Origin of the sequence: Streptomyces geranii, from assembly GCF_002954775.1 — a bacterium.
Lineage (GTDB): Bacteria > Actinomycetota > Actinomycetes > Streptomycetales > Streptomycetaceae > Streptomyces > Streptomyces geranii.
The window spans coordinates 61,849-88,755 of record NZ_KZ672954.1 but is presented as its reverse complement, the minus strand read 5'-3'; the positions used below and the strand labels follow the sequence as shown (position 1 = coordinate 88,755).

28 protein-coding genes and 1 pseudogene are annotated in these 26,907 nt (G+C 68.1%); 26 read left to right on the top strand and 3 right to left on the bottom strand.

The genetic code is table 11. The features are described from left to right. Positions 1–76 precede the first annotated feature (76 nt). The gene (locus CW359_RS04515) at positions 77–280 is read right to left on the bottom strand and encodes a DUF397 domain-containing protein (protein ID WP_105968426.1); all 204 of its coding nucleotides are present in this window, start codon (positions 278–280) and stop codon (positions 77–79) included. Positions 281–293: 13 nt separating this feature from the next. Further along, the gene (locus tag CW359_RS04510; protein WP_105968425.1) at positions 294–1,193 is read right to left on the bottom strand and encodes a helix-turn-helix domain-containing protein; all 900 of its coding nucleotides are present in this window, start codon (positions 1,191–1,193) and stop codon (positions 294–296) included. 564 nt (positions 1,194–1,757) lie between these two features. On the opposite strand from CW359_RS04510, the pseudogene CW359_RS46255 reads away from it, so the two are divergent. From CW359_RS46255 to CW359_RS47500, 15 genes and pseudogenes are all read left to right on the top strand, one after another. Beyond that, positions 1,758–2,135 (top strand): annotated as a pseudogene (locus CW359_RS46255) (ATP-binding protein); the annotation flags it as partial. Between the two features lie 12 nt (positions 2,136–2,147). Then, complete coding sequence (locus CW359_RS46250; protein WP_232838223.1) at positions 2,148–2,372, top strand: DUF5999 family protein; 225 nt, start codon at positions 2,148–2,150, stop codon at positions 2,370–2,372. Between the two features lie 1,090 nt (positions 2,373–3,462). Further along, complete coding sequence (locus tag CW359_RS47065) at positions 3,463–4,845, top strand: sensor histidine kinase (protein WP_105968423.1); 1,383 nt, start codon at positions 3,463–3,465, stop codon at positions 4,843–4,845. A 63-nt stretch (positions 4,846–4,908) separates the two neighbouring features. Continuing rightward, positions 4,909–5,406 carry a roadblock/LC7 domain-containing protein gene (locus CW359_RS04490; protein ID WP_232838220.1) on the top strand — a complete coding sequence of 166 codons (498 nt, stop codon included), beginning with the start codon at positions 4,909–4,911 and terminating at the stop codon, positions 5,404–5,406. After that, positions 5,406–5,831 carry a DUF742 domain-containing protein gene (locus CW359_RS04485; RefSeq protein ID WP_105968422.1) on the top strand — a complete coding sequence of 142 codons (426 nt, stop codon included), beginning with the start codon at positions 5,406–5,408 and terminating at the stop codon, positions 5,829–5,831. Before CW359_RS04490 ends, CW359_RS04485 begins: the two co-directional genes overlap by 1 nt. After that, positions 5,815–6,441 carry a GTP-binding protein gene (locus tag CW359_RS04480; RefSeq protein ID WP_198655087.1) on the top strand — a complete coding sequence of 209 codons (627 nt, stop codon included), beginning with the start codon at positions 5,815–5,817 and terminating at the stop codon, positions 6,439–6,441. Before CW359_RS04485 ends, CW359_RS04480 begins: the two co-directional genes overlap by 17 nt. Beyond that, positions 6,441–7,100 carry a GAF domain-containing protein gene (locus CW359_RS04475; protein WP_332874960.1) on the top strand — a complete coding sequence of 220 codons (660 nt, stop codon included), beginning with the start codon at positions 6,441–6,443 and terminating at the stop codon, positions 7,098–7,100. The genes CW359_RS04480 and CW359_RS04475 overlap by 1 nt, the downstream gene beginning before the upstream one ends. Positions 7,101–7,185: 85 nt before the next feature. Then, entirely contained in the window at positions 7,186–8,430 is a 1,245-nt protein-coding gene (locus tag CW359_RS04470) for an acyl-CoA dehydrogenase family protein (RefSeq protein WP_105968420.1), read from the top strand. Between the two features lie 313 nt (positions 8,431–8,743). Next, entirely contained in the window at positions 8,744–9,595 is an 852-nt protein-coding gene (locus tag CW359_RS04465; RefSeq protein ID WP_157968493.1) for a hypothetical protein, read from the top strand. Between the two features lie 382 nt (positions 9,596–9,977). Further along, on the top strand, positions 9,978–11,096 hold the full coding sequence (locus tag CW359_RS04460) for a glycosyltransferase family 4 protein (RefSeq protein ID WP_105968418.1): 1,119 nt from the start codon (positions 9,978–9,980) through the stop codon (positions 11,094–11,096). Continuing rightward, positions 11,093–11,803, top strand: a complete 711-nt coding sequence (locus CW359_RS04455; protein WP_157968492.1) for an LbetaH domain-containing protein — start codon at positions 11,093–11,095, stop codon at positions 11,801–11,803. The genes CW359_RS04460 and CW359_RS04455 overlap by 4 nt, the downstream gene beginning before the upstream one ends. Continuing rightward, positions 11,800–12,594, top strand: coding sequence for a class II aldolase/adducin family protein (locus tag CW359_RS04450; protein ID WP_157968491.1), 795 nt, complete (start codon positions 11,800–11,802; stop codon positions 12,592–12,594). Before CW359_RS04455 ends, CW359_RS04450 begins: the two co-directional genes overlap by 4 nt. A gap of 89 nt (positions 12,595–12,683) precedes the next feature. After that, positions 12,684–14,003: a UDP-N-acetylglucosamine 1-carboxyvinyltransferase gene (gene murA, locus CW359_RS04445; protein ID WP_198655086.1), complete on the top strand. Its 1,320-nt coding sequence runs from the start codon at positions 12,684–12,686 to the stop codon at positions 14,001–14,003. A 71-nt stretch (positions 14,004–14,074) separates the two neighbouring features. Further along, entirely contained in the window at positions 14,075–15,229 is a 1,155-nt protein-coding gene (locus CW359_RS04440; protein WP_232838219.1) for a radical SAM protein, read from the top strand. After that, complete coding sequence (locus CW359_RS47500; protein ID WP_105968414.1) at positions 15,111–15,572, top strand: helix-turn-helix domain-containing protein; 462 nt, start codon at positions 15,111–15,113, stop codon at positions 15,570–15,572. The genes CW359_RS04440 and CW359_RS47500 overlap by 119 nt, the downstream gene beginning before the upstream one ends. A gap of 121 nt (positions 15,573–15,693) precedes the next feature. Here CW359_RS47500 and CW359_RS04430 read toward each other — a convergent pair whose 3' ends face one another. Further along, positions 15,694–16,128, bottom strand: coding sequence for a hypothetical protein (locus CW359_RS04430; RefSeq protein ID WP_105968413.1), 435 nt, complete (start codon positions 16,126–16,128; stop codon positions 15,694–15,696). A gap of 246 nt (positions 16,129–16,374) precedes the next feature. Between CW359_RS04430 and CW359_RS04425 the strand changes: the two genes are divergently transcribed. The 11 genes from CW359_RS04425 (at position 16,375) to CW359_RS04375 (ending at position 26,874) form a co-directional block, all read left to right on the top strand. After that, positions 16,375–16,818: a DUF6093 family protein gene (locus CW359_RS04425; RefSeq protein WP_157968489.1), complete on the top strand. Its 444-nt coding sequence runs from the start codon at positions 16,375–16,377 to the stop codon at positions 16,816–16,818. Then, positions 16,815–17,237: a DUF6093 family protein gene (locus tag CW359_RS04420; RefSeq protein ID WP_105968411.1), complete on the top strand. Its 423-nt coding sequence runs from the start codon at positions 16,815–16,817 to the stop codon at positions 17,235–17,237. The genes CW359_RS04425 and CW359_RS04420 overlap by 4 nt, the downstream gene beginning before the upstream one ends. A 101-nt stretch (positions 17,238–17,338) precedes the next feature. Beyond that, a complete protein-coding gene (locus tag CW359_RS04415; RefSeq protein WP_105968410.1) occupies positions 17,339–17,716 on the top strand; it encodes a hypothetical protein in 378 nt (125 codons plus the stop codon). A 4-nt stretch (positions 17,717–17,720) separates the two neighbouring features. After that, on the top strand, positions 17,721–18,158 hold the full coding sequence (locus CW359_RS04410; RefSeq protein WP_105968409.1) for an HK97 gp10 family phage protein: 438 nt from the start codon (positions 17,721–17,723) through the stop codon (positions 18,156–18,158). A gap of 58 nt (positions 18,159–18,216) precedes the next feature. Then, positions 18,217–18,651 (top strand): hypothetical protein, encoded by a 435-nt coding sequence (locus tag CW359_RS04405; RefSeq protein WP_157968488.1) that lies wholly within the window; start codon positions 18,217–18,219, stop codon positions 18,649–18,651. A gap of 131 nt (positions 18,652–18,782) precedes the next feature. Further along, positions 18,783–19,268, top strand: a complete 486-nt coding sequence (locus CW359_RS04400) for a phage tail tube protein (protein WP_105968407.1) — start codon at positions 18,783–18,785, stop codon at positions 19,266–19,268. A 16-nt stretch (positions 19,269–19,284) separates the two neighbouring features. Continuing rightward, positions 19,285–19,866, top strand: a complete 582-nt coding sequence (locus CW359_RS04395; RefSeq protein ID WP_157968487.1) for a hypothetical protein — start codon at positions 19,285–19,287, stop codon at positions 19,864–19,866. Between the two features lie 26 nt (positions 19,867–19,892). Next, the gene (locus tag CW359_RS04390; RefSeq protein WP_232838218.1) at positions 19,893–20,198 is read left to right on the top strand and encodes a hypothetical protein; all 306 of its coding nucleotides are present in this window, start codon (positions 19,893–19,895) and stop codon (positions 20,196–20,198) included. A 1-nt stretch (position 20,199) separates the two neighbouring features. Beyond that, complete coding sequence (locus CW359_RS04385) at positions 20,200–25,029, top strand: phage tail tape measure protein (RefSeq protein WP_157968486.1); 4,830 nt, start codon at positions 20,200–20,202, stop codon at positions 25,027–25,029. Next, a complete protein-coding gene (locus tag CW359_RS04380; RefSeq protein ID WP_105968403.1) occupies positions 25,029–25,928 on the top strand; it encodes a phage distal tail protein in 900 nt (299 codons plus the stop codon). The genes CW359_RS04385 and CW359_RS04380 overlap by 1 nt, the downstream gene beginning before the upstream one ends. Before the next feature lie 16 nt (positions 25,929–25,944). Further along, on the top strand, positions 25,945–26,874 hold the full coding sequence (locus CW359_RS04375) for a hypothetical protein (protein ID WP_157968485.1): 930 nt from the start codon (positions 25,945–25,947) through the stop codon (positions 26,872–26,874). Positions 26,875–26,907: the final 33 nt, after the last annotated feature.

The following is a 26,907-nucleotide window of genomic DNA, read 5'->3' as shown; positions in this document are numbered from 1 at the left end:
TGGGGCGCGCCCTCCGCGCCGGGGTGGGGGCGGGGTCCCTTTTGCGCCCCCCCCCCGACTCGCGTTCTCCGGCAGGTCAGTGCCGACGAAGAGTGCTCGTGCGCACGGCTTCCGAGAAATCGGCCCACGTCGCGTGGGAGACGCTGAAGTACGGGCCGTCGGGCTCCTTGGAGTCGCGGACCAGGACACTCTGAGACAGGTTCGCGCACTCCACGCACTCATTGTTGGGCGCGTTGCTGTAGGAGCTCTTGAACCACTCAGGCTGGGGCTGTTCGGCCACGGGTATTTCCTCGCTACTTCTGGTTTCGCAGATGCGTCTTACTCGCCTCGGCGATCAGCTCGGCCGAGGATGTGGTGTCCAGCGCCTCTTGGCGCAGGAAGGCGATCGCGTCGGCGTACTCCTGCTGAGCACTCGGCTCTTCCAGCAGCAGAGAGCCGACCGGGTTCTCAATGAAGATCACGTCCAGCGACGGGTCCGAGCCGCCGTACACGATGAAGCTGGTGAGCGCCGCGCTGTATGCGCCAGCGGAGAAGGGCAGTACCTGGATGCTGATGTGCGGCTCTTGGCCCCGTTGCAGCAGATAGTCGAGCTGAGCAGACATGATCTCAGGGCCGCCCACCTCACGCCGAAGCACCGCCTCGTCCAACACCACTTGGTACGTAGGTGGAGACGGTCGGTCGAGGATCCGCTGCCGTTGCATTCTCATGGACAGGTACTCGTCGATATCTTGAGGCGGCAGTGCGTCCCAGGGGCTGGCCTTGATCGCCCGGGCGTAGTCGAGCGTCTGTAGAAGACCAGGTATCACTCCCACCGTGTGGTGGCTGATGCGCGAGGCCTCGTCCTCCAGGGCGAGCAACAGCCGCATGGGGCTGGGCAACTTACCGGCGTAGGGAACCCACCAGCCTTCGACAGCTTTGGAGTTCTTCGCGAGTTCGACCAGATTCTCCCGCTCCTCGTCCGAGACACCGTACGCCCGGCACAACTGGTCAACCCAGTTCCACCGCACGTTGCCCTTGGCGCGCTCGTAGCGACTCACCGTGGCCTTCGAGACCCCAGCCCGTTCCCCGGCCTCCTCGGCTGTCCAGCCGCAGGCCTCCCGAAGCGCGAGGAGGCGGAAGCCGAGTTGCCGCCGCCGAGCCGTGGGCCCTCCCCCTTCAGCCGACTCGGCCGGTTCTGGCGGGTTCTCCGTCATCTCGGTGCTCCTTTAGGACTAGTGAGCCAGTGTCCCCTTCGCTGGCGTGTAGCCGCCACAAGGAAGTTACACGGCGAGACAAGCCCGGCGTGACTTCACCAGGGAACGGCCATGCGGACACTTTCTGTCTGAGCGTTACAGCCAGAGAGGACCCGCTGTAATACTCCAACCCCATCGCCAGGAAGGCCCGTCCACCGACGACTTCCGGCGATCCCGATGTGAGTGCGTGTCACCCCCCATGACAAGGACATTCGCGATGCCCCAGACCCTGAACAGCTCGTCGACCTCCCCGGAGTCGGCCCTCCGATCCGTCGGTGGCGCTCGGGGTTGGGCTGCGGGAGATGCCCTCTTCGGTCCTTCCACCGCCCGGAGGCGCGTGCAGATGATCCCGCCGGGTCCCCTGCCGCTTCGCCATGGGAGGCCCGTCCGGATGCTTCGGCGCCGCCAGTGCAAGACAGTTGCTCCGCTCGTCAACCCTGCGCTGAATGATCTGCTGCGCCCCGTTGGCCATTGGCGCGGAGGACCTCTCACCTCCAACGACGCTAAGCGCACAGGAAGGCCAGCATGAACGTCTCCGTCCGCCCCGTAGTGGAAGCCCGTTTCGCGGCGAACGAGCAACGCGTCGCCGGCGTTCGCCGATTGCTACGGGCACAGCTGAACTATTGGCAGCAGCCCACGATCATCGACGACGCCATGCTCGCCACGACCGAAGTCTTTACGAACGCCGTACGGCACGGTTCCAAGGGGCCCACGGACTTCGTGACCGTCGCGTTCGAACTCTCCGGCGGCGACCTGCGGGTCAGTGTGGCGGACTCGTCCTCGGCGTTGCCGACGCTGAGAGACGTATCGCTCTTGGAAGACGGTGGTCGGGGCCTACAACTCCTTGACGCTCTTACCAAGAGCTGGGGTGCCGATCTTGAGCAGGACGGAATAGGGAAGACCGTTTGGTTCACCATTGCTCTTGCCTGCCAGCACGAGCCGAGCTGCCCGTCTGCGGGTTCCCCGGACCGAGATGCTGCGCGCCTCTTATCCCACCACCCGGAGCAGGGCTGGAGCCTGCTGTGTAACGGCGTCGTTCTATTCGAGGACAACGGGGGCCTCCTGCCGGATGGGCAGAGCATCGCGCCGCGCCAACGGTCGAGCCATGCGATCGAGGCACTTGCCGGGAGTGCGGCATGACCACTGCGCGCTCTGATACGCCGATCCTCGGCAGCGACAACGTGCCCCGCCGACCGGCACGTCCCAACGTGATCCCGTACATCACACGTCGCCGCGGCGAAGTAGGGGACTTGGCGTTGATGCTCGGTGTGCTGCCCCGTCTCACGGGCTTGCGCTATCTCGACGAGGGGCCTGGGGATCGCGATCACAGGGGTGTGCTCTGGGCGCGCTGCTCGCAGTTGCTTGAGGACGGTATGCCAGTCGGCACCCCGGAGTTCGGCGAGGTGCACCCTGCTCGGCAGCGCGACGCGATGATGCGTCTTCGGTGCCAGGTGTGCCTGGAGTCGGCAAGCAAGACCTCCCTCGGCTACCTGTTCCTGGCTGCACGCCCAAGCGACCACAGGATGGAACCGGGGTGGCCGGAGGGGGCACTGACCGCGCAGCCTCCGCTCTGCTTGGAACACGCCAGAGTCGCGATCGAGGAGTGCCATCACCTCGTAGCTGGAGGACACGTCGCCATACGGGCAAAGAGGCCACGGCTTCACGGAGTGATCGGAACTGCCTACCGATTCGGGACAGGTGGGGTCGTGCCAGCGAAGGTTGACGGCGAGACCGAGGAAGTGACCCTGCCTTATGGGCACGTGCGCGCGCCATGGGTTCTCGCCTCCCAGCTCGTCCGTCGGTTGTGCGACGTATCGGTCGTCGATCTCAACAACGAAGCCGAGGCGGCGGGCCTGATGGACAGCCGCTCGGCGAACAGCGGGCGCGCTTGCCTTCCGACGAACGCAGGAGCTCTCGGCGACAGTGTGCAGCCCGGCTCCGGAGCACACGTGGGCCAAGGACAAGAGATGGGGCCTGCTGGTGTCCGGGGCTGAGATCCGTCCGCAGTTCCGCCATCAAACAGATGCCCCCTTCTCAGACCCGTATCGCCTGCTGCCCGTGATCTCCCTCGCCTCTTACCAGACCCCGACCCACGAGGACTTTCATGTCTGACCGCGTGTCTCCCACTCGCCCGGTCACGCACCGCCGGCGCAGGCGGCCTCGCCCGCCGTTAAGCGCCTACCTGCTTGAGCAGATTCGGGCGGCGGTCGCAGCCCCACTGCTCATCGTCATGGCCGTGCTGGGCGGTGCCGTCATCGCCTGGCAAACCGTCGAGATGCCGACGGGACCGCTTCTGGCCGCGGTTGCGTGCGGTGTGCTGGTGGCCGCCGGGGTCGGGGCCGTCCGGGCGAGGACGGTGGCGTCGGCGGTGGAGCGGATGCAGGACGCGCAGGTGCAGCGGGTCACCGAGGCGGCGGCTGCGGTGGAGAAAGCCGTGGTGTGGGCGGCGGAGGAGTTGTGCCGGGGCGGCCGGCCGGTGGTGCCGGAGAGTCTTCCGCCGTACGAAGCGGCGGGCTCGGCGGACGAGGCGGTGGCGCTTCTGGCTGAAGTGCAGGTGCAGGCTGTGTCCGCCCTGATCCGTGTGCACGACGAGTCGCAGGCGATGCTGCTGCTGTCGACGCTGTACCAGTTCTCCCAGCGTGAACACGCGCTGGTCGACCGGGCGTTGGACAAGCTGGACCGTCTGCAGGGCCTGACCGATGATCCCGACCTGTTGGACGTGATCTTCAAGCTGGACCACCTCGTGACGCGGATGCGGCGCTGGATCGAGAGCAAGGCGATCCTGGCCGGGCAGTCCCTGCGCAGCGCACGGCAGCCGGTGAGCGTGACGGAGGTCCTGCGGGGTGCGGTGCAGGAGGTCCTGCACTTCGCCCGGGTCAGCGTCGCGGCCGGGACGGTCGGCGCCGAGCTGGGCCTTCCCCGCCATGTAGGACCGGACCTGACACACCTGCTGGCCGAACTCGTCGAGAACGCGACGCAGTTCTCCGATCCCGCCAGCAAGGTCCAGATGCGGGCCCACCGTGTGGCAAAGGGGCTGGAGGTCGAGATCGAGGACCGGGTTGCCATCCCGATGCGACCCGAGGACCGGGAGCGGTGGAACCGTCTGCTGACGGATCCCGACCGGGTCGACATGAGCGACGTGGTCCGCGCCGGACAACTCGGCCTGCGTACCGCGGCGTTGATCGCCCGCCGCCACGGCATCTCGGTAAGGCTGACGGAGAATCCGACCGGCGGGACCACCGCCCTGGTGGTCGTCCCGGCACAGCTGCTGGTGTCCGTGGGGGTGCCGTCCCGCACAGCTGCCCCTGCTCCGGCACCGCTCGCCAGGACAAGTTCACCGCCCGGACAGGAAGCAGGCAGCGCACCGGCACGACCCGCGCTCGCGACGCGTCGGACGCCACCCCCGGCACCGGTCACCGGCGAGGGGGCGGCTGCGCCGCGGTTGCCCCGGCGTGTGGTGGCCGAGCAGCCGGCAGCGCCCGAACCGTCCCGGCCGCAGCCTGCGGCGGTGGCTCCCCGCTACGACCTGGCCGAAGCCTTCCGCAGCAGCTTCGATGCCGGCCGCACCCAGGACGGCCCGACCGGGGCCGTGCCCCCGGCCTCACACCCCTAACCCCCCCACTGATGGCCTGCCCCGGTCACGGCGGCGGGCCCGTATCCCCTGGAGCGATTCCCTATGACCCACGAGACATCCCGACCGGACGGCGGCGACAAGATCACGGCCGCCGCGCACGGATCGGACGACCCGAGCAGGCAGATGGCCGGGATGCTGGAGGAGTTCGTGGAGCGTGTCCCCGGCGTGACGCACGCGCTGCTGATCTCCCGTGACGGGCTGCGGATGGTCGACAGCGGCATCCACAAGGACTGGGCCGACAAGTGGGCCGCCTCGCTGGCCACGTTGGCGTCGCTGGCCGAGAACGTCCCCGGCCCCCGCGGTGGCGCGGCGCCGATGAAACAGACCGTGGTCGAACGCGACGACGGCATGCTCTTCGTGTCGATCGCCGGAACCAGCGCCGCCTTCCCCAACCAGCCGGGCAACAAGGACGGCGTGGTCGCCACGGTGCTCGCCGTGATCACCGAACCTGAGGCCAGCGCGGGCACCGTCGGCTACGAGATGGGCCTTCTGGTGGACCGCTTCGCCCCGTACATGGTCGCGGCCGTCCGCAGCGCCTGATGACCAGGCCCCGCCAGGACACGCCACCGTCCACCCCACCCGGCGCCTCGTTCGTACGGCCCTACTACGTCACCGGGGGCCGTACGCGGGCCCGGCATGTGCTCCGTCCGGAGACCGTGCTGGAAGTCGGCACGGGCAGAGGCGGCCCGGGGCTCGCGGAGGGGGAATACCGGCAGATCACGCAGCTGTGCCGGACACGGCGCCGGTCGGTCGCGGAAGTGGCGGGCACCGTCCGTCTCCCGCTGAGCGCGGTGCGGGTGCTGATCTCAGATCTCGTCGACGCCCGCGTCCTGGTGCTGCCCGTCACCACCCCCTACACGTCCACCGATTCCCCGACCGGGAACCGCCCGTCCCCCCAGCTCTTGGAGGCTGTCCGTGCCGGTCTCGCACTCAAGTGGACCGATGCCGATGTCCGGGCCAGCTGACCCGTCCCGCCCTGACGCCGTACTGCGGCCAGCGGGCAGCGCGGCCGTGCTGAAGATCCTCATCGCGGGAGGCTTCGGGGTCGGCAAGACCACCGCCGTGGGCGCGGTCAGCGAGATCACCCCGATCGCCACCGAGGAGTACCTCACCCAGGCCAGCGCCCCCACCGACAGCCTGGCCGGGGTGGAGGCCAAGACCACCACGACGGTGGCCTTCGACTTCGGCCGCATCACCTTCGACGTCCCGGTGCCGATGGAACTGATGCTGTTCGGCACACCGGGCCAGGACCGGTTCATGGACCTGTGGGACGACCTGGCCCGCGGCGCCGTGGGCGCGGTGGTCCTGGCCGACACCCGCCGCCTGGACTCCAGCTTCGACGCGGTCACCTTCTGCGAACGCACCCGGCTGCCGTTCGTCGTGGCCGTCAACGAGTTCGACGGCGCCCACCGCTACCCCCTCGACGAGGTCCGCGAAGCCCTCGACCTCACCCCCGAGTTGCCGGTCGTGACGTGCGACGCCCGACAGGCCGTCTCGGTCGCCCGCGTGCTGATCCGCCTCGTCGACCACGCCCTGTCCCAGACCCCATCCACCACCACCCTCTTGGACGCCTGATGACACAGCACCCCCAGACGCCCCCGCCGCCCGCGATGGTCCGCTGGACACCCGGCTTACTTCAACCCCGTTCCGCACAGCGGGAGTTGCTCGTTCCCGGGCCCGGCGTGATCCGCGCGGGGCAGGAGACGCTCAGCGAGGCCCAAGCCCAGGAGATCGCCGAGGAGCAGGCCCGCGAGGAGCTGATCCAGCGTCTGGGCATCCCCACCGGAGCGGACGAGGTGATGGACCAGTTCGCCCTGCAACTCGCCGAGCAGAGCGGCCTGTTGTACGGGTTCGTCAACATCTTCCTCGACCAGCAGACCTTCGTCGGCCTGTACAACCCGCCGGCCGACAGCGGGCACATCATTCTCGACCGGACCATGGACCGTGAGCACGGCTGGTGCCCCGCCGTGGTCAAACGCAGGCGGGCCCTGCCCCTGGCCGACGTCCATGCCTCCCCGCGGTTCTCTGGGAACTACGTCGTCGACGCCATCGGCGTCCGGTCGTACTTCGGCGCACCCCTGATCCACCGGGAGAGCGGCATCGTGCTCGGCACCGTGTGCGGCGTCGACCCTGAGGCCCGCCCGCGCTCGGACGCCCGCCGCATCCTCGACATCGTCAAGGCCACCGGCGCCGACGTCCTGCACACCCTCACCACTGGCGCCCTCGCGCACTGAGCCCCGCCGTCCGCCAGCCCCACTTGAGGGGCCGAGCCCGGCCGCAATCCGCCTTGCGACCCCGTACAGGGAGAGGGAGACGACCATGTCCGCCACACCGCCGATCGCACTCACCCCCTACCTCACCCCCGCCCACCACGCGTTGTGGGCGATGGCGGAGCGTTTCATCGCCGAGCGCATCGCGCCCGATGTCGAGCACATGGAAGCGTCCCCGAACCAGGTGGAGCGCCGCATTCCCCAACTCCTCGCGCAGCAGGGCTGGTTCGGGGTCACCATCCCCGTCCGGTACGGAGGGATGGGCGCTGGGCATGTCGCCAAGACGGTGCTGATCCACCGCACCGCGGTCGTCTCGGCCGCGGCGGCGGCGATCCTTCAGGCCAGCCTGATCCCGGTCGGCGCGATCCAGAACTGGGGCACCGCCGACCAGAAGGAGGAGTGGCTGCCGCAGGTGGCCGACGGGTCGCTGTTGCCGTCGATCGCGGTCACCGAGCCCTTCGCCGGTGGCCACATCGGAGGCATCGAGACCGTCGCCGAACGCCGCGGTAAGGACTGGGTGATCAGCGGGATCAAGGCCCACATCGGCAACTCGCACATCAGCCGCGTCCACGTGGTCGTCGCCCGCACGGCCGAGGCGGGTGTCTCCGCGTCCGGCGCGCTGACCGCGTTCCTCGTCGAGCACGACCGCAAGGGCGTGACCCTCGCCCCGCACAGTGCCGGACTGGGTCTGCACGGCTTCACGGCCGGCTGCCTCCGCCTCGACAAAGTGCGAATACCCGCGGCCAACGTGCTCGGAGAGGTCGGGCAGGGCCTGTACGTGGCGCAGAGCAGCAGCATCGTCTACGGCCGCCCCAACCTGACCGCAGTCAGTCTCGGCATCCACGAAGCCCTCGTTGCGACCACCGCCGACTTTCTCGGTGCCCGGCCGCGCTACGCCGGGTATCTGTCCGACCACCCCGTCGTACGAGACCGGCTCGGCGCTATGCAGGCCCGCTACCAGACGGCCCTGACCACGGCCTACAGCGCGGTCCACCTCCTCGACAACAGGGCGTCCTGCGACAGCGAGTTGATCGGCGCCAAGCACACCGGTCACCAGCTCGCCGTCGCCTCCGCGCAGGACGCGATGGAACTGCACGGCGCCTATGCCGTGAACGGCAGCAGCCTGGTCCAACGCGTGTTCCGGGACTGCCAACACACCTACTCGCCCGCTGGCACTGGGGAGTTCCAGCGCATCCACCTTGCCAACACCGCCCTCGGCACCCCCTCCATCCAGTGGTCCGAACGTCTCGCGGCCGAGGCCGCCTGGACACAGCCCGACCCGGCCCCCGCCTGAGACCCCCGCGCGCGGCAGCCCCGTCGTCGCCAACTGCCGCGCGCGGGACCGCACTTCGCCGCCGAGCACACAGCCCCGGCTGTGCCGTCGGTGACGGAGAGGCGGACCCCCTTTGTTCCCCGGGACCAGACGGTGGCCCGGGGGACGAAGGGCTAGACCGGCTACTGCTCGGCAGCCTGGCGTGGGAAACCACCTGGCAGATCAAACCGCAGGAGCTGGAATTCGGTATTGATCCCGATTGGTCAAAACCACCTTGCGCACCCGGATTTGCGGGAAATGTAAATGACCGCCCAACATCAAGGAATAAGGCATCATGACGTATGCAGTACACCAGGAAGCCGGAGTACAGTTCGATGAACTCGGACGTCGAATAGAGAAGATGCTCCCGGAGGTTCTTCCCCTGGTGCAGACGGTCACCTCTCTCCCGATGCCCGAGGCCCTCACCATCCGGCTCATGAAGGCCAAGGCGTGGCTGAAGCTGCGCCAGCGGGAAGAGAAGAAGTTCCTGGTCTCCGAGGCCAAGGAACTCGAAATCGGCCCGCGGGCTGCGATGGTGGCCAACCGTGCGTTGAAGGACCGGCAGCGAAGCCGCGCAGCAGCGCAGGACATGATTGGCGCGCAGACGTTCCAGGACAGGCATGGCCGTCCGCACATCCTGCTCCTGCCGGAAACCCTGGCCAAGGCGGGTCTGCTCGTCGGCGACGACTTCTTGTGCAAGACACTGGGACACGAGTTGGTTCATGGTGCTCAGCACGAGGCCGGAAAGGGACGGCTGTTCACGCTGCAGGACAGTTTCTTCCCTCATCTGCGCCGGAGTCAGAATCTGCACTGGTCGTTCCTGATGGAAGGCCATGCCATTTGGGCGGACCGGCAGATCACCACGCGACTTCTGGGCTATGAGGTGCCGCTCGGCCCGAATGAAAAGCATGCCGAACCGAAATATCTGGAAGCCCTTTACCAGATCAAGGGGCGTGAAGAGTCTCTGCAGATGTATGGCGATGGAGCCCGCGCGGTGGCCGATATCGTCCAAACGCACGGACTTGAATCCTTCAACCGGCTCTGGTCGGACCCGGACCTCGTCTTCGTTCCCACCTTCCATCAGGCCGAGAATCCGGCCGAATGGTGCGCTCGGTTCTCCACCGCCGATACCGGCAGCCGCAGTTGACCTGACGATGCCCCGCTTCGGAGCATCGCGCGCCGTGCCCTGACGGCGATGTGAACCCCCTTCGTTCCCCGGGACCAGACGGTGGCCCGGGAGCGAAGGGCCCCACGAAACCGACCAGACCGATCACTTCTCGACAGGATCACTTGTGACCGACCAGGCCGCATAGCCCCTGCCCGGTGGCCCGGATGGCATCCGCCCTGGCCATTGGGCAGGTAACAGCTCCGCCCGTACGAAAGGCATTCGGTGCGGGCGGAGGCACGGCGCTGGGGCTACAACCCCCTGGGCCCCAGCGCCGGTTCACCTCGCACACGATTCGACTGCTGATCACCCATCAGGTCCACCGGACCGTACCGGCGGCTCAATTCCGCCCAGGAGGCATTCTGTGATCCCACGTGTCGTCATTACCTGGCTCTCCACCGCTCGCGGAGGGGCGGAGAACTCGGTCATCGAGCTTGCTACGCACCTGGCCCGACTGGTGCCGAACGTAGAGGTCGTCTGGTGGCGTCATGGCGGCCCTCCCGCCGAGAGCCCCGTCCCCGTGCCCGTGCACGAGGTCACCGACTGGAGCGGCTACCGGCAGGCCCTCATCCGTGCCACGTCGCTGCCCGAGGAGCAGTCGGTCGTGGTGATCTCCAATCACCGCACGGCTGCCGCCGATGTGACGATCGCTCCGACCGCCCGGGTCATCCCCGTGGTGCGCCACGTCGTCAACCGGGACCAGGTTCTCCGCGTGATCGACCCGCACTCAGGCGAGCTGGTCGAGCGGACGATCGGACAGATGCCCTGGGAGCTGCTGTCCGCCGTGCCGGTCTGGGTGGGCATCTCGCAGGCATCCTCCGCCGCCCTGCGTGAGAACGCCCCACGCGCGCGATTCGTCAGCGCGATCCCCAACGGCGTCACCATCCCCGTGCAGGTGCCGCCCCGCACCCGGCCGCACACCGGAAAACTCTTGATCGCCTCGGTCGCCCGGACCGTCCCCTGGAAACGCCTGGACGTCCTGGTGCGCGCCGTCGCCGATCCGCGCCTTTCCACTGCCGTGATGCTGGATGTCTTCGGCGAGCCCGGTTCCCATCACCAGGAACTCCAGCAGCTGGTACGGGAGTTGACCGCTCCGGTGCGCTTCATGGGATACGTCGACAACCTGCCTCAGCGCCTGGCCGGGTACGACGCCCTGGCGACCGCCGCGCTCCAGGAGGGCTTCGGGCGCTGCGTCATCGACGCGGCCGGCGCGGGCATCCCGTCCATCGTTCCCGACGCGGGAGCCAGCCCCGAGCTCGTCGTGGACGGCCTCACGGGCATGGTCTACGCCCCGGACGACCCGGGAGACCTCGTGGCCACGCTCACCGACGCCTTGCTGTACCGCCATGAGCTTGGCCAGATGGGAAGCGCCGCCCGAGCCCTCGCCGAATCCTGGTACACCCCTGGCCGGTGCGCGGCTCAGTTCCTGAACCTGGTGATGGGTCAGCAGCCCCGTCCGCGCGCGCTGGAGACGGCACGGTGAACAAGGACGGCCCCCTGCTCGGGGATGTGCTGCGGCTGGGGGACGACCCATACCTGAAGGGCTGGGGTGCGGATGTCCTCGACAGTGAGCCGATCGCGGCGATCGGCGACGTGTCCGGTGCGGTGTACGACCTGGTGCGCGCCAACCTCGGCGATCAGCCGCGCATCCACCCCAGCGCATACGTGTCCCCCCTGGCCAGCGTCGCGCCGGACGTCGTGATCGGCCCGGAAGCCCGGATCCACGAATACTCCACGGTGCGGGGCCGCACGGTGATCTCCGGGCGGGTCCACATCGGCTACGGCTGCGAGATCTCCCGCAGCGTCATCGGACAGCGCAGCGTGCTCTCCCACCGGGCGACGATCGCCTGCTCCGTCATCGGACAGCACGCCTACTTCGCGACCGGCCTGGTGATCGCCGTATGCCTGCTGTCCAACCCCGACATGCTCTATCCCTCCCGCCCGGTGGAATTCGGCCTGCCGGACGGCGGGCGGATGAGCACCGGTCTGCCGAAGTGGGGCGCCATCGTCGGGGACCGCGCCCGCGTCGGCGTCCGCGTGGTGCTCGGCCCCGGAACGCTCGTCGGTGCCGAATCGATTGTTCACGCCGGGATCACGGTGCCCACCGCCTGGATACCGCCCGGCAGCACCCTGCATCCGCCCACGGCCGGATATCACCTCACCCCTCGGACCGAAGGAGTCACCCCGTGAACTACGAGACCGAGCGCAAGCACCTCCTGGCCGTCCTGACGGACCTCAAGAGGTGGGAGCTGCTCAACCCCGCGGGCGGTGCCGTGTCGGTGCGCCTGCCGGACGGCAACATCCTCATGTCCTGCACGCGGCTCGCCTTCGACCGCTGGGATGCCTCGGTGCGCGACTTCATCGTGCTGGCCCCGGACGGGAAGATCGTCGAGCAGACCGGCGGCCTGGGCGCCTCCGGCACCCCCATGCACCTCGACCTTTACGCGATGCTGCCCCGCGCCGGCGCGATCGTGCACGCACACGCCCCCTACTCCCTCACCTTCGCCTCCCTGGGCCTGCCCATCCCCTCCGTGACCAACCGGGCCGACACATTCGGTGAGATCCCGTGTCTCCACGCCGACGACAGCGCCGTGAAGGCGGACTTCATCACCGACCCGGTGCCTCTGGAACTGCCCGAGGGCATGGTGCAGCGCCCCGACGTCGCCGCCGTCACCCTCCTGCACTACCGGCCCCAACTGAAGGAGATCATCGCGCCGCGCTCCGAGGAGATGGAGCGGCACGGGCTCGCCTTCACCCTCTACCGGCACGGTGCGTTCACCGTCGGCCGCCAGCTGGAGGAGACCGCCGACCTCATGCTGCGCTTGGAGGAGAGTGCCCGTACGGCCGTTCTGCAGGCTGCCGTGACCGGCGGGGTGGTCTACCCGAACCGGCTGTACCGGGGGGCCGAACGGCTGGCCCTGAGCGATGCAACCGCCATCCCACCGGTATCGTCCTATCTCACTGATCGGGTTCCGACGTGATTGTTACGGCGGATATTCCGTCGTAAACCGCCGAATGCCACCGTTAGGAACATCGCCAGATGAATATCGTCAGCGCGTTGGAGCAGCCCATGGCAGCCGATCGTCACACCTACAGCATCACGGGTGGCGTACCGCTTGAGGGCTCCGTCACGGCGTCGGGCGCGAAGAACGCCGTCACGAAGCAACTCGTGGCGGGCCTGCTGACCGACCAGCCGTGCGTGCTGCACGGTGTCCCTCGCATCCTGGAAGTCGACCTCGTCCTCGGCATGCTCGCCGAGCTGGGCACTCAGGTGACCTGGCTCGGCGAGCACTCGGTTCAGGTGCACACACCCGAGGTACGGGAAACGTCGTTGTCCGCCATGTACTCCGGCGTCAACCGCATCCCGATCCTCATGATGGGCCCCCTGCTGCACCGCCGCGGCGAGACGATCGTCCCGCTGCCCGGCGGCTGCACCATCGGCAAACGCCCCATCGACTTCCACCTCGAAGGCCTGCGCCAGATGGGCGCGGACATCGCGGAACACCCCACCTCCGTGAAGGTCCACGTCGACGACCGGCTCACCGGCGCCCACATCGACCTGCCGTTCCCCTCCGTCGGCGCGACTGAGAACCTTCTCCTGGCGGCGGTCCGCGCCTCCGGGACCACCGTGATCTCCAACGCGGCCGTCGAGCCAGAGATCGTGGACCTGATCCTGATGCTCCAGAAAATGGGCGCCCTCATCACGATCAACACCGACCGCACCATCATGGTCGAGGGCGTCCGCGAACTGCGCGGTGTCGAGCACACCACCATCGCCGACCGCATCGAGATCGCCTCTTTCGCCGCCGCCGCCATCGCGACGGACGGATGTATCGAGGTCCGCGGTGCACGCCAGGAACACCTGGTCACCTACCTCAACACGCTGCGGCACATCGGCGGCGACTTCGCCGAGACCAAGGACGGGCTGGCGTTCTGGCGGGCACGTTCCCTGACCGCAACGGACGTCGAGACCGGCGTCCACCCCGGTTTCATGACGGACTGGCAGCAGCCGCTCACCGTCCTGCTCACTCAGGCCTCCGGTACCTCCGTCGTTCACGAGACCATCTACGAAGACCGCTTCGGCTACACCGAGCAACTGCGGGCCATGGGCGCCTCGGTGGATCTCACCACCCGGTGCCTGGGAGCGGTCGCCTGCCGCTTCCACGGGCGGGACTTCCAGCACACCGCCAAGATCAGCGGCACTCGGCGCCTGCTCGGCGCCGACCTCGTCATCCCCGACCTGCGGGCCGGCTTCGGCTACGTCCTCGCCGCGCTCGTCGCCGACGGCACGAGCACGATCTCCGGAACCCGCTACCTGGAGCGTGGCTACGAACAGCCCGTCGCCAAGTTGGCCGCGGTCGGAGCCCGCATCACCACTCGGCCCGTCTGACGCACTCCCGCGTCGTCCACCTGCTCCGTGGACGCGGCGGACGACGCGGCCCTTCCCGAAGGGACCCACCAGTGCCCACTCTGCCCACCCCCGTACTGCCTGCTCAGCGCGTCTTCGAGGCGGTCATCGACCAGCACGAGACCTGGTTGGCCGTCAATCCGGTCCAGGGGTGCCCCAAGGACTGCGGCTACTGCTACCTCAAAGACCGCGGCCAGACCCTCGTCAAACCGGTGGAATTGGCCACGCCCGAGCAGACGGTGAATCTGCTGAGGGCCAGTCCGTACTACCACCCGCAGGCCGTCCTCGCCCTCTACACCTGCACCGACGCCCTGGCCACACCTCCCAACCGCGCCCACCTCATCGGCCTGCTCGACCAACTCACCGACAGCGGCCTGCGCAATCCGGTCTGTCTCATCACCAAGTGCGCCATCACCGACGACGTGCTCGCCGCAATCCTCCGCGCCCGCACCGCCGGGCTGCCCGTCATCGTCTACCTCAGCTACTCCGGCCTGGGCCCCGACATCGAGCGGGGGATCAACCACGAAGCACTCCGTGAGACGTTCCCGCTCCTCCACCGGAACGGCATCCCGGTCGTCCATTACTGGCGCCCGCTGATGCCGGCTAACGCGGCCCCCGAAACGATCACCCATGTCATGGACTGGACCGCCCGCTACGCCGCCTGCTCGGTGGCCGTCGGCCTCAAGGTCAAGCGTGGCGCCCGAGGACAGATGACGGAACTGTGGCCCGAACTCGGCGCCGAGGAACTGCCCCTCGAATCGGCCGACGCCGTATGGCCGCGTCAGACGTGGGACCTGCTGGAGTCCCTTCCCTCCCGCTACCCCGGCCACCCCATCTTCCAGACCAACTCCTGTGCCCTGGCGTACGTTCTCCAGCGTCCGGACGCACACCGCATCCACGCCACCCCGACCTGCGTCGCCAACCACTGCCCGGCAATCCAGCGCGGACGCTGCTCGGCCGCGGTCCCCGTGTCGGTCACCACCGACGACATCCGCAGCCGACTCGCGTGGCTTGGCTTGCCCACGGTCCGCTCCGTCGACTGGGACGCCGAGCAGCGCACCGCAACCATTCAGGGAACCCTCAGCCTCCGTGACTCCAACAACATCGCCCAACGGTTCGGCATCGCCATCCGAGCCCCACGAGACGGTGACGACAGGTACTGGTCCGGTCGGCTGGAAGGCGGCCAGCCCCTCATCATCGACTCGTAGCGGCGGCCTCCAACCTGCACACGAACTGGGCGTTCCGGGCCCCGATCAAGGCGAAGCAGCCGCCGATGCGAGCTACGTCGAGCACTTCAAGACCGAGCTGGCACGCGTGCTTCTCGATCTGCGCAAGAAGCGCGGCTGGTCGGTGTACGACCTTGAAGAGTGCGCCGACGTCAGCCGTTCCACGCTGTCGCGGATTGAGCGAGCGGAAGTCAGTCCGACGATGACGGTTTTGGTCAAGGTGTGCTTAGCGTACGGCTGCTCCGTGTCGCACCTCATGGCGGAAGTCGAGGCCCGACAGCCCGTGCCCGGGTGCCCCGCAACCTCCGTTCCCTTGTCTGAGTGAAGGCGGCGAACACCCAGCGCACCTTGGCGAACCTCCCCCGGAGAGAGCCCACTTGCCGCACAGTCGTCCTATGCCGACGTTCTATACCGAGGTCGCCGCCGCAGAGGGGGCGTGGACACGATCACTGCGACTGCCCGCCCCGGCCCCGGTCGAGCGAATCCGGCACGCGCTTGTCGAGCTGGCTCGCACCTGGCCGGTAGCGGCCTTCCTGCCAGGTGCGGCCGACGACCCTGTGGCAGAGGTGGTGCTGTACAGGGACCCGAGCCGCACCCACGGCACGCCGGATGCGCGGGCATGCGCCGCCGCCGTGCGCCGACTCGTCGCGGCAACCGGCTGGGCCCCGGTCCCTGGGCACGTACTTGACGATGTCCTTGTCGGTCTCGGCCTGCGGGAGGGATATACCGCCGACGCGACCGAACACTCGCCCGGAGAAGTCGCCGACCAGCTTCTTGCCGCCAGTGCGACAGGATGGCAATGCCGTACGGCCCGGCTTGTGTCCGCCCGTCTCGTCGGCCATGCCGTCCGCTGGTACGCGGAAGACGGTGTCGTCGTCCACGCGGAGGACCGGCTATTACCCGCAGTCGAGAACGTCGCCCTCAACTGCGCCCAGCACCGGTACGTCGTAACCCACCTGAGCGAGCAACGCACGTACGCACTCCAACAGCATGCCGACCGCGGCTCGCCAACTTGAGCGGACGGTCGGCCGTCTCCACGGGGACCGGCATCCAGTGAAAGCTCGGGCAGTGGTGAAGTGCCCTTAGGGCAACTGGAGTTGTCGGCGCGGGCCAATAGAGTCATGACCATGAGTACACCCACTGAAGGGCTGACGCTGGGGGCCGTCAGCGCCCTGGTCGAACGCAAGATTCTTACCGACACCGTACGTATCAGCAGAGCGGGCGAGCCGATCTTCAACCCGGACACAGGCCAGTACGAGCCAGGCCCGCCCATCATCATCTACGAAGGACATGGCGGGATCTTCCCCAACGGTGATCCAGGGATCGTCCTGCACCTGGAAGGTCAGGCGTACGTCGACGACTCCACGTCGAAGTACAAACTGATCACGCCTCTGGACGCCCCAGTGGCGTCGCGTGAGGACACGGTGAGCGTCGTCAACGCCGCCGACTCGGCAGCGATCGGCCGTACGTGGCGGGTCCTCGACGTCGGACAGACCTCCACTCTGGCCGTGGTCCGCACGACGTTCTTGGACCAGAACACCCAGTCCAGTACGTCGGGCAGTACCTCGTGAGCACGCCGATCGACACAGAGGCGGAGCGGGAGAGGCTGGAGGCGACGCTGCTGGTGGACATGGTGTGGATTACCCGTCCAACGGGAACTCCTCAACTCGACCTCTCGACAGGCCTCCTGGGGTCTGTGCCGGCGGAGCCGGTCTACGAGGGACCGGGAGCTGTCCTGTCCGGTCATGGACAGGTCACCGCGCAGCACGTTCTCGGGCGGGAATGGCTGGACGACACGGTCAGCTGGTATCGGCTCCTCACGCCGATCTCGGCGCCCGTTCCCGTGCGGTACGACCGCGTTGAAGTTGTCGTCGCAGCGGGCGAGCACGCGGCGACAGCGAATCGGGTGTGGCAGGTCCTCGACCCGTCGGAGGCGTCCACGGTCGAGATCGTTCGGGTGACCCGCCTCGACGAGATCACCCCTCCGTAGACGGTCGGCGAACTGGGCTGTCACCGGATACCCGTAACCTCAGATAGATGCCAACACATCAGAGTTCAAAACCTATCTCTCCCGAGGGTGAGCCCCTGTCGGTGCGCGTCACCGGGCAGGGGCAAACCGCCGTCGTGGAGATCGGCGGTCACGACGTCTCCCGGGACCTCGCCGCATACTCACTGGCCCACCGCGCGGGGGACGTACCGCGGATGGTCGTCGAACTCTCCCCGAGATCCACGGCCACCGGTGTGTTCGAGGGCCTGGCGCACGTCGTCATCGGTGACCCGCCGGACCCTGGCCCGGCAGCGGCTGCCTTCCTGTCCGCGATCAGTCCCGCCGAACTGGAGAAGGCCGCGCTCGACCGTCACGACCTCATGGACGGCCACCCGCACGAGCTGACCGGCGCCATGCTCGCCCTCCTGCGGGAGTGGGCCCTCGGTCAGTGGGGCGAGCCGGAACCGGAAGACGGGCAGTGAGTCGGTGGCGTCCTCGCTGAATCCGCACCCCAACGCCCACCCTCTGGCGGGCGCCTACTCGAACGCGTTCCAGATCGCCGCGCAGCTCGACGCCAGGGCGGCGCGCACTCTGCCCGAGGTCACGGCCACCGTCCAGCACTACGCGATGCTGCTGGAGACCAGGATCAAGGCCAAGGCCAGCGGCAGGCCGGGCCCCAACGCGCCCACGGGCGACTACCGGCGCTCCTGGACGCACGAGGTGTCCACGGACGGGCTCTCCGTCACGGCGGTCGTCGGCACGAACAAGCCCCAGGCCCGACGCCTGGAGTACGGCTTCGTCGGCGCCGACAGCCTGGGGCGCGTCTTCAACCAGCCGCCCTACCCGCACGTCGGGCCAGCTGTCGAGGAGATCCGGCCGCTGTTCATCGCCGCGCTCGGCGACACGATCGACGACGACTCGTGAGCGACCGCCACGCCGCCCGGCGACAGATCGCCGCCCCCGCAGGAGTAGAGGAGGAGTAGTGCCCGTCTCCGGCAGAGAAGTGTCCCTCGCGATCCAGAAGACACTGGCCGCAGCAACCGCCCGAAGCTGCGGGTACGGGACCGCCCCCACGGCATCAAGTACGCCCACCGGCGCCACGATTCCCTACAGCGTCCTCTACCCGCTGGGCGTGACTACGAGCGGCCCGCCCTACGGCGATGGCGACGCTGACGCCCGCGTGCTCGTCCAGGTCACCTCGGTCGCCTCAACCGCCGAACAGGTCGAGTGGATGGCCGACAAGGTCCGCACCGCGCTCCTCGCGCGCGTGAGCGGAATGTACGTCAACACCATCACCATCACCGGGTACATCGTGATCGACCGCGAGCTGGACAAGGAGGAAGGGATGTCTGTCAGCGGTGGCGTATACAGTTATGTGCAGCGGTACGTCCTCACTGTGACCAGTCTCGGGTCCTGACGTTCCAGCTACCTCACCGCGGAGGCATCTCGCGGACGCCCGGCCACCCGGCACGGGCCGATTCCCCCTTCATGGGGACCGGCCCGGCGTGTGCGCGCTCCGGAACACCGGCTCCCGGAGAGCGAGAATCAGTGTCACAGCAGCGGTTCACCCGTCGCGGCACCACGAAGTTCTTCTTCCTGAAGGACATCGTCTCGAAGCAACTGATCCCGATCCGTCCGGAGCTCGGCGGCACCAACGGGACCGATCTGTCCCCGGCCATCAGCGACATCGAGGGCTTCGCCGTCGAGAACACCCCCATCGATACACCGGACTTGGCGACCGAGTTCACCGGCAACATCCCTGGTGAGGACAAGGCCGACAACTCCAGCCTCACCTTCTACGAGGACAAGGTCGACAACGCCCTGGAGACGCTCCTCGCCAAGGGGACCGAGGGCTACGTGGTCATCCTCCGCAAGGGCGACATCCCGGCGTCGCAGTCCATGGACATCTTCCCGGTGCGCGTCGGCTCCCGGTCGAGCACGTACACGACTGCCTCCGAGCCGGCGAAGTTCAAGGTCAGCTTCAACGTGACTGGCAAGCCCGTCCAGGACGTGCCCGTCCCGGCCGCGGCGTGATCGGCGGGGGTGCTGCATGACTACGACCTTCGTTGAACCGCCGGCCGATGCCGTTGCCCGCGATCCGCACTGGGCGGCCAAGATGGCCCGTCTGCGGGCCCGTCGACTTCCCGAACGCGCGGTGTCCTTCCTCGACGACCAGAACCTGAAGCAGCGCGTCACCGATGCGGCGCTCGACATGGCCAAGACCCGCACCAGCGCCGTTGGCCGTGCCTCCGACATGGAGGTACCAGCCGACGAGCGTGAGAAGTGGGCGCTCGCTCAACCGGAAGTGCTGGCGGCCCAGTCCGTGCTGGATGAGGCCCGGCAAGCCCTGGTAGCCGGAACCCTCAAGCTCACCTTCCGGGCTCTGCCGCGACCCGCCTGGGAGCAACTGCTTCGCGAGCACGCCCCCACGGAGGAGCAGGCGGATCTCGGCCACGAGTACAACGTCGAGACCTTCCCTGCCGCTCTCGTTTCGGCCTCCTCGGTGGACGGCATGAGCGAGGTGGAGGCGCAGGAACTCCTCGACAGCTGGAGCGACGCGGACGCCAAGGCCCTGTTCACGGCCGCGTTGCTGGTCAACCAGACCATGAGGGCAGACCTGGGAAAAGGCTGATCGCCGACGCCCAGTTCAGGGCCGAGATGGAGCTGTGCCACGCCTACGGACTCCCGCACTCGCAGTTCACGAGTGCGGGGGACGGCCGGTGGACGGCTTTGGACCGGGCGAAGGCGATGGCCTACCTCGCGTACCAGCGCAGCGTCTGTGACACCTGCGGGACCCGGGCGGCGGAGTGGGACGAGAGCCAGGGCGGCGACCGCTTCGCGTACGTGGCCGAGCCCCACCGCTGTGTGGGCTGCGAGGTCATCGAGATGGAGCGCGAACACATTCCTGATGGACCAGATGCGCGGGGGCTCAAGATCGGGCTGAGGCCCAGAGAGGCATCCTGACGTGGCTGGTGCCTACACCTTGTACGTCAACCTGCTCGCGTCAACCGGTGGGCTGTCCACCGGTCTGCGACAGGGAGCCACCCAACTCCGGGCATTTGACGGGCAGTTGGACGGAACGGTCGCCCGGCTGAACCAGGTACGTGTGGCCGGCGACAACCTGGCCCGTGCCCAAGTGGCCGCGTCCGCGCAAATGGTTCGCTCCCAGGCGCAGGTGGCTCAGGCCGTGCAGCGGACCACCATGCTCCAGGAACGCGCTGGCCGTGCGCAGGCGGTGGCAGCGACAGCGGCCCGCCGTACGGCAGCGGAACAGGCTGCGGTGGCGGCGACGAGAGAACGAGCGGCACGGGCGCAGGCCCTGGCGCAGACGATGAACGCCCGCGCCCAGGCCACGGCGGGCGCAGGGGCCGCAGCCGCCGCACGTACCGCTGCTGCGGCTGAGACGGCCGCCGCCCGCGCCGCCCAGGAGCACGCCGAAGCCCAACGGCGTGCGTCTGCGGCCCAGGCCACGGCGACGCGCGCCACTGGTCTCGCGGCTTCGGCCGACGCCCGTGCCGTGTCCGCAGTGCGGATGCGGGACGAGGTGCAGACCACTGCCGCGCGCAACGCGCAGCGACAGGCGCAGCAAGTCGCGCGGGCTGAAGCACAGTTGGCTGCTGCGCGGAGCGCCCAGGCTGCGCGGACCGCAAAGAACGGCCTGCTCATCGGCGCCGCTCTTGGTGTCGGCGTGGCTCAGGCGATCTCGCTGGAGCGGGCGATGGCCAACGTGCTGACGATCTCCCAGCAGATCACCTCCGAGAACGTCGGAGCCTTCACCGATCAGATCGTCGAGCTGTCCACCGAGCTGCCGCAGACAGCCGACCAGCTCGCCGATGGCCTCTACCAGATCGTCTCGTCGGGCTTCGATGGCGCGGACGCCATGGAGATCCTCCAGGTCGCGGCTCGGGGCGCTTCGGCTGGCTTGACCACGACGGAGACTTCTGCCCGCGCTGTCCTCGGGGTGCTGAACGCGTACGGCATGTCGGCGTCCGACGCCAGCGACGTCATGGACGTGATGTTCCAGACCGTCAACTACGGCGTCATCTCCTTCGAGGAACTCGCTCAGCAACTCGGCGACGTCGTACCGATGGCGGCAGCGGCCGGCATCGAGTTCGACGACATGAGCGCCGCGCTCGCCGCGATCACGCTGACCGGCATCCCCGCGGCCGAGGCCGTGACGGCCCTGAACATGCTCCTCACCCGCGTCATGAAGCCGACGCAGGACCTCAAGCAGGCCATCAAGGACCTCGGTTACGAATCGGCTGCCTCCGCCGTCGAACAGGACGGCCTGTACGTGGTCGTGAACAAGCTCAACGGGGCGGCGGGCAACACCGCCGAGGGCATCTCGAACATGTGGAAGGACATCCGCGCCACACGTGCCGCCCTTGCCTTGGCCTCCGCCGGGGGAGAGAACTACGCCAACACCTACGCGGGCATCGCCAGCGAAGTGGCGCGTGCCGAAGCCACGCAGAAGGCGTACGCCCTCCAGACCGACACAGTCACTGGCCAGTGGAAGCTGGCCTCCAACCAGGCCCGTGCGCTCGCCATCGACGTCGGCCGAGCCCTGCTGCCGGCGCTTAAGGCTGTCGGGTCTGTCGTCCACACCGTCGTCGGCAGCATCGAGGACCTCCCTGGACCGATGAAGTCCGTCCTCACGATGGTCACCGCGTCCATCGTGGGACTGCTGCTCCTCCGGGCTGCCTACACGAAGGTCACCGTACAGATCGCCGCGTTCCGGACCGCCCTGGCCGCCGCTCAGGCGGGCGGGGCCGTGATGCCCGCCGTGCTGGCGGGTACCAGCCTCGCGGTCACCGGCCTGGCCGCTGTCCTCACCCTTGGCATCGCCGGATACGCCGCCTACAGCGCCTCCAAACAGAAGGCGAAGGACGCGACCAACGAACTGGTCCAAGCCTTGCAGCAGGAGCGCGAGGAGGCGACGACCGGTGCCAGCATCAACAAGCTGTACGACCAGCTCACCGCCGACGGCGCGCTGAAGGACCTGGAGAAGGTCGGCATCGGCACCACCGAGGCGATCGACGCGATCACCTCCGGCGGGGCCAAGCTCGCCATCCTCCAGAGCCGTCTTCAGCAGGACTCCTACGAGTACTCGCGTAAGGCGAAGTCCGGCGATGCACCCGGCGTTTACGAGAGCATCACCCAGTACTCCAAAGCGGAGAAGACCCTCGAAGACCGCCACAAGATGTGGTCCGAGGCGGTCAAGAAGGAAGCCGAGATCGCCCAGCAGAAGGCGATCGTCGAGGCGAAGATCAAGCAGCAGGCCAAGACCAGCGGCGGCATCTTCGACTTGTTCTCCCTCGCGGACATCGACCGCACCGGTGCGCCCGAGATCACCGACGAGATGAAGGCACTCGCCGAGGCCGTCGGTGACGCCGTCGACCCGTCCCGAGCGTTCAGAGACGCACAGACCGCCGCGGCCGAGGCGATGCGCAAAGCCGGGAAGGATGCCGACACCGCCAAGGTCAAGCTGTCCGACTACATGAAGGAGCTGCACAAGCAGCTCCAGGCCCAACGCGACTTCCAGGGCAACCTGTCCGAACTCGCGGTGTTTGGCTACGACGACCTGGCCGACCACTTCGCGGAACTCGGCGTGGATGCCGCACCGATGCTCAACGAACTCGTCGGACAGCTGAAGAAGGGCAAGACGAAGGTCGCCGACGAACTGCGCGACATCGTGACCGAGGACGCGGAACGGTCGACGGAGGCGTACCGGCTCGGCCTGCAGAAGACCGCTGAGATCACCGAGAAGTACGGCAAGGAGATAGGCCGCGCCTGGGCCAAGGCGTCCGAGCGCAACGACCCGGCCGCCTTCCAGAAGGTCACCGAGCAGATGGCCCTGATCGATCTGCGCAAGGCCGTGAAGAAGTCCGTGGGCGACGCGCGCGGCGAGTTCGACCGAGGCATGGACCTCCTCGCGGAGGTCGCCAAGAGGAAGGGGAAGGACGCCGCCGGAGCCTTCCAGGACGCCCTTCTCTCGGGCGACACCGAACGAGCCATGGACACCCTGAAGAGCATCTGGGGAGCGGACGTACCGATCGACGCCCCGGACCTGTCGAAGGTCGTGGCCGCGTTCTCCAAGGCGGGAAAGGACGCGAACGCCGAATGGTCCGGGGCCTTGGACCTCATCCGGCAAGTCGCGAACACCAAGGGCACCGACGCCGCCGCAGCGTTGACGTCCGCCCTGCTCTCCGGCGACATCGCCGCGGTCAAGGCGCAGCTCGACGCCATCGGGCTGTCGGTCCAGAACATCCCCGGCACCAAGTCGATCACCGTCAGCGTGTCCACGAACCAGCCGCCGCCCGTGGTCATCCCTCTCCTGCTCAAACGGCAGGCCACGTCCTGGGACCGCGACGGCAACGGTGTCCCCGACTCCATCCAGGCCCCGAGCAAGCAGGCCAACGGCTCCGTGCTCGAGTTCTACGCCGGCGGAGGTGTCCGTGAGCGCGAGAACCATGTCGCGCAGGTCGCGCGGCAGGGAACGTGGCGGGTGTGGGCCGAAGAGGCCGCGGGCCCCGAGGCGTACATACCGCTCGCCCACAACAAGCGCACCCGGTCACGGGCGATCACCGAGGAGGTCGTCCGTCGCCTCGGTGGCAAGAGCGTTGACTGGTACGCCAACGGAGGGCTGACCGGCTGGTCCTATAACTCCTCCGGCTCGACAGAGCTGGTCTCGATCTCGTCGGTTCGCGCGGACTCCATGCGGACGGTGAAGAAGGGCGGCAAGGAGACCGAGGTCTTCGACCTCAAGCTCTTCGAGAAGAACCTCGACAAGGCGGTGAAGAACGCCCAGCGGTGGCGCAAGGACCTGGCCACCGTCGCCCGGCGCGCTGGTCAGGATGTCGCCGACGCCCTGGAGGACATGGGCGAGGACGGCGTGGAACTTACCCACAAGATGGCCACCGGCAGCTCCAAGTACGTCACGGAGATGACCAAGGACCTGGAGAAGCTGGGCGTGGTCGCGCGAGCCACGCTGTCCGACTACACCACCCAGCTCAAGCAGGCCATCAAGGACCAGGCCGCGTTCGAGGAGAACCTCTCCAAGCTCGCGGCCATGGGCCACGGCGACTTGGCGACGATGCTCGCCGAGCGGGGAGACAAGGACGCGGAGGACCTCGCCGTCGAAGCCGCCAAGTCTCCGAGCAAGGCCAAGAAGGCCAACAGTCAGGCCAAGGCCGCCTCGAAGGCCATCCCGGACGATGACCTTCCGGACCTCGTGGCGATCATCTCCGCGATCACCTCCAGCAAGACCGGTATCCACCATGTCGCCGAGAAGACAGAGCTCGGCGAGGACCGAATCATCGAGATCGCCACGCTCGGCCGGACCCGTATCAAGGATGCGCTGGGGAAGAAGGCCACGCGCTTCCTGTCCGACCTGGACAAGGCCAACAAGCAACTCGCTTACGAGGACGGTGGCATCCGTACCGGCCTGTATGCCACCAACAACGGGATCATCCGCTTCGCCGAGCCCTCCACCGGAGGAGAGGCATACCTGCCGCTCGGCGTGAACAAGCGGCGATCGGCGACGGCCGTCCTGGCGGACGTGGCGAACAGGTTCGGCTACCAGCTCACCCCCGCGGGCGACAGCGGCCTCGTACGACTCGTCGACGCCAGGCCCGCCCCGGTCCAAGTCGTCGTCGTCCGAGAAGAGCGGCCCGCTGCGCTCGTCGGATCCATGCCCGTGACCGTCAACGGCGGTGCCGACGCCACGTCAGCCGACCGCGTGGGCACGGAGATCATGCGGCGGCTGCGCAACGCCCAGCGAGGAGGCCGCATCTGATGGCCGCGATCACGCAGGAGTGGCAGGTCGACTTCGCGGGAGTCCTCCTGGGCCCCGGAACGCGCTACCCCGTCGGTGACATCACCGGCTTCGGCACGCCCCAAGTCCGTTCCCAAGATGTCGAGTTGACCACCGAGGACGGCGCCTTCCCCGGCGTGGACTATTACGGCACCCAGACGGTGACGATCGAGGCCGGCATCCGCACGCCGGGCGATCCCGGGGCTGCGGCGGACGCCCTCGCTGAGCTGAAACAAGCTGCGTCCGACCCGGAAACCCGCAAGACGGCCGGAGCGTTGCAGACGCTGCGCGTGTTCTGGCCGGGCCGCGACGGCCCCAAACGAGTCCTGGGAAGGGTTCGTGGCGTCGAAGCCGTGTCCATGGCGCGGGCCGTCTTCGGGTGGATCCCCGTGTCCCTGGTCTTCGAGGTGACCGACCCGGTGTGGCACGGAGAGCCTGAGCAGCAGGTCATCCTGCCGCTCGCGCTCGACGATGACCAAGGAGGGTTCACCGCTCCCGTGACGGCGCCGATCACGACGGGCGTCGCGAATCCGGTGGAGCGTCCCGGCTGGATCGCCAACGCCGGTGACCTGCCCGCCTGGCCCTCCTTGAAGATAAAGGGCCCGGTGGTGAACCCGCGTATCTGGATCACCGAGACGGGTCGTGTCCTGGAGCTGTCTTTGACGCTCGGCGAGAGCGACATCCTCCAGATCGACACGCGACCCGGAACACGGTGGGTCCTGCGCAACGGCGGCAACGCCGCCAACGCCCTGTCCTCCGTATCCCGACTCGACCTGTTCCAGATCCCGCCAGGCAGGAGCGAACTGCGGTGGACCGGAGCGGACTACACCAACTCCACCCGCCTCACGGTGTCGTGGCGCGACGCCCACACCGCCCTGTAAAGGAGAGCACCCTCTGATGGCTTTGATACAGCCGCCGATGCTGACCCATGGCGGTACCCATCCCGCGCGGGCTTTCCGGATGATGATCCGCGACCTCGCGTCCGGGAACCAGGGCGTGACCGAAGGGAACGACCTGAAGGTCAGCCAGTGGGCGACCCCGGGTGCCGGTGTCCGCGTCGGCGACGGCTCGGCCGTCGTACGGGGCGCCGCCTGGGGCCAGGGCAGCTACACCCAGTACAACGTGGGCGACGCCTCCGTGTCGATTGCCCCCACCGGCGCTTCGGCCCGCTCCGACTTCCTGTGCCTGCGGGTGGAGGACCCCGAGTACGAAGGCAACCGGAACCCGGCCGCCGATGAGATCGGCTACTTCCACGTCGTGTCCGGCGTCTCCGCCACCACGAAGACCGTCCCGGCCGGTATGACGGCGATCCCGCTCGCCCGACTCGATCTGCCGGCGAACACGGCCACGGTCACCAGCGCCATGATCACCGACCTGCGGCAGATCGCGAACCCGCGCCGTGAACGGACCCTCCACACCGCCTACCCGGGCTCGCTCAGCCGCCTGGTCGCGCAGAGCGGCCAGTGGTACAACTGGCCGGCCGCAGCCCGCTGGAAGGTCCCCGTCCCGAGCTGGGCGACGGGCGCAAAACTGGTGGTGACCCTGGCGGGCCTGCGCCTGTCGGAGGCCGACGTCTTCGCCAACATGCAGACCGCCCTGGGCACCGACTACGGGCAGACCACGGCCATCGACGACGATCAGGGCGCCAACATCCGCCGCAACACCGTCGTCCTCGCCGACACTATCCCGCTCTCCGCTGCCCTGCGTGGCACCACCCAGGACCTGTACATACGCACCCAGCCGTCCAAAGCCGAGTGGGGCAACCTCGGCGTGGACGCGGCGACGTCCCTGATCGCCGACGTGGAGTTCACCGAAGGTCTCCTCTGACACGACACCGGCAGCACCAGACCACGGCGCGGG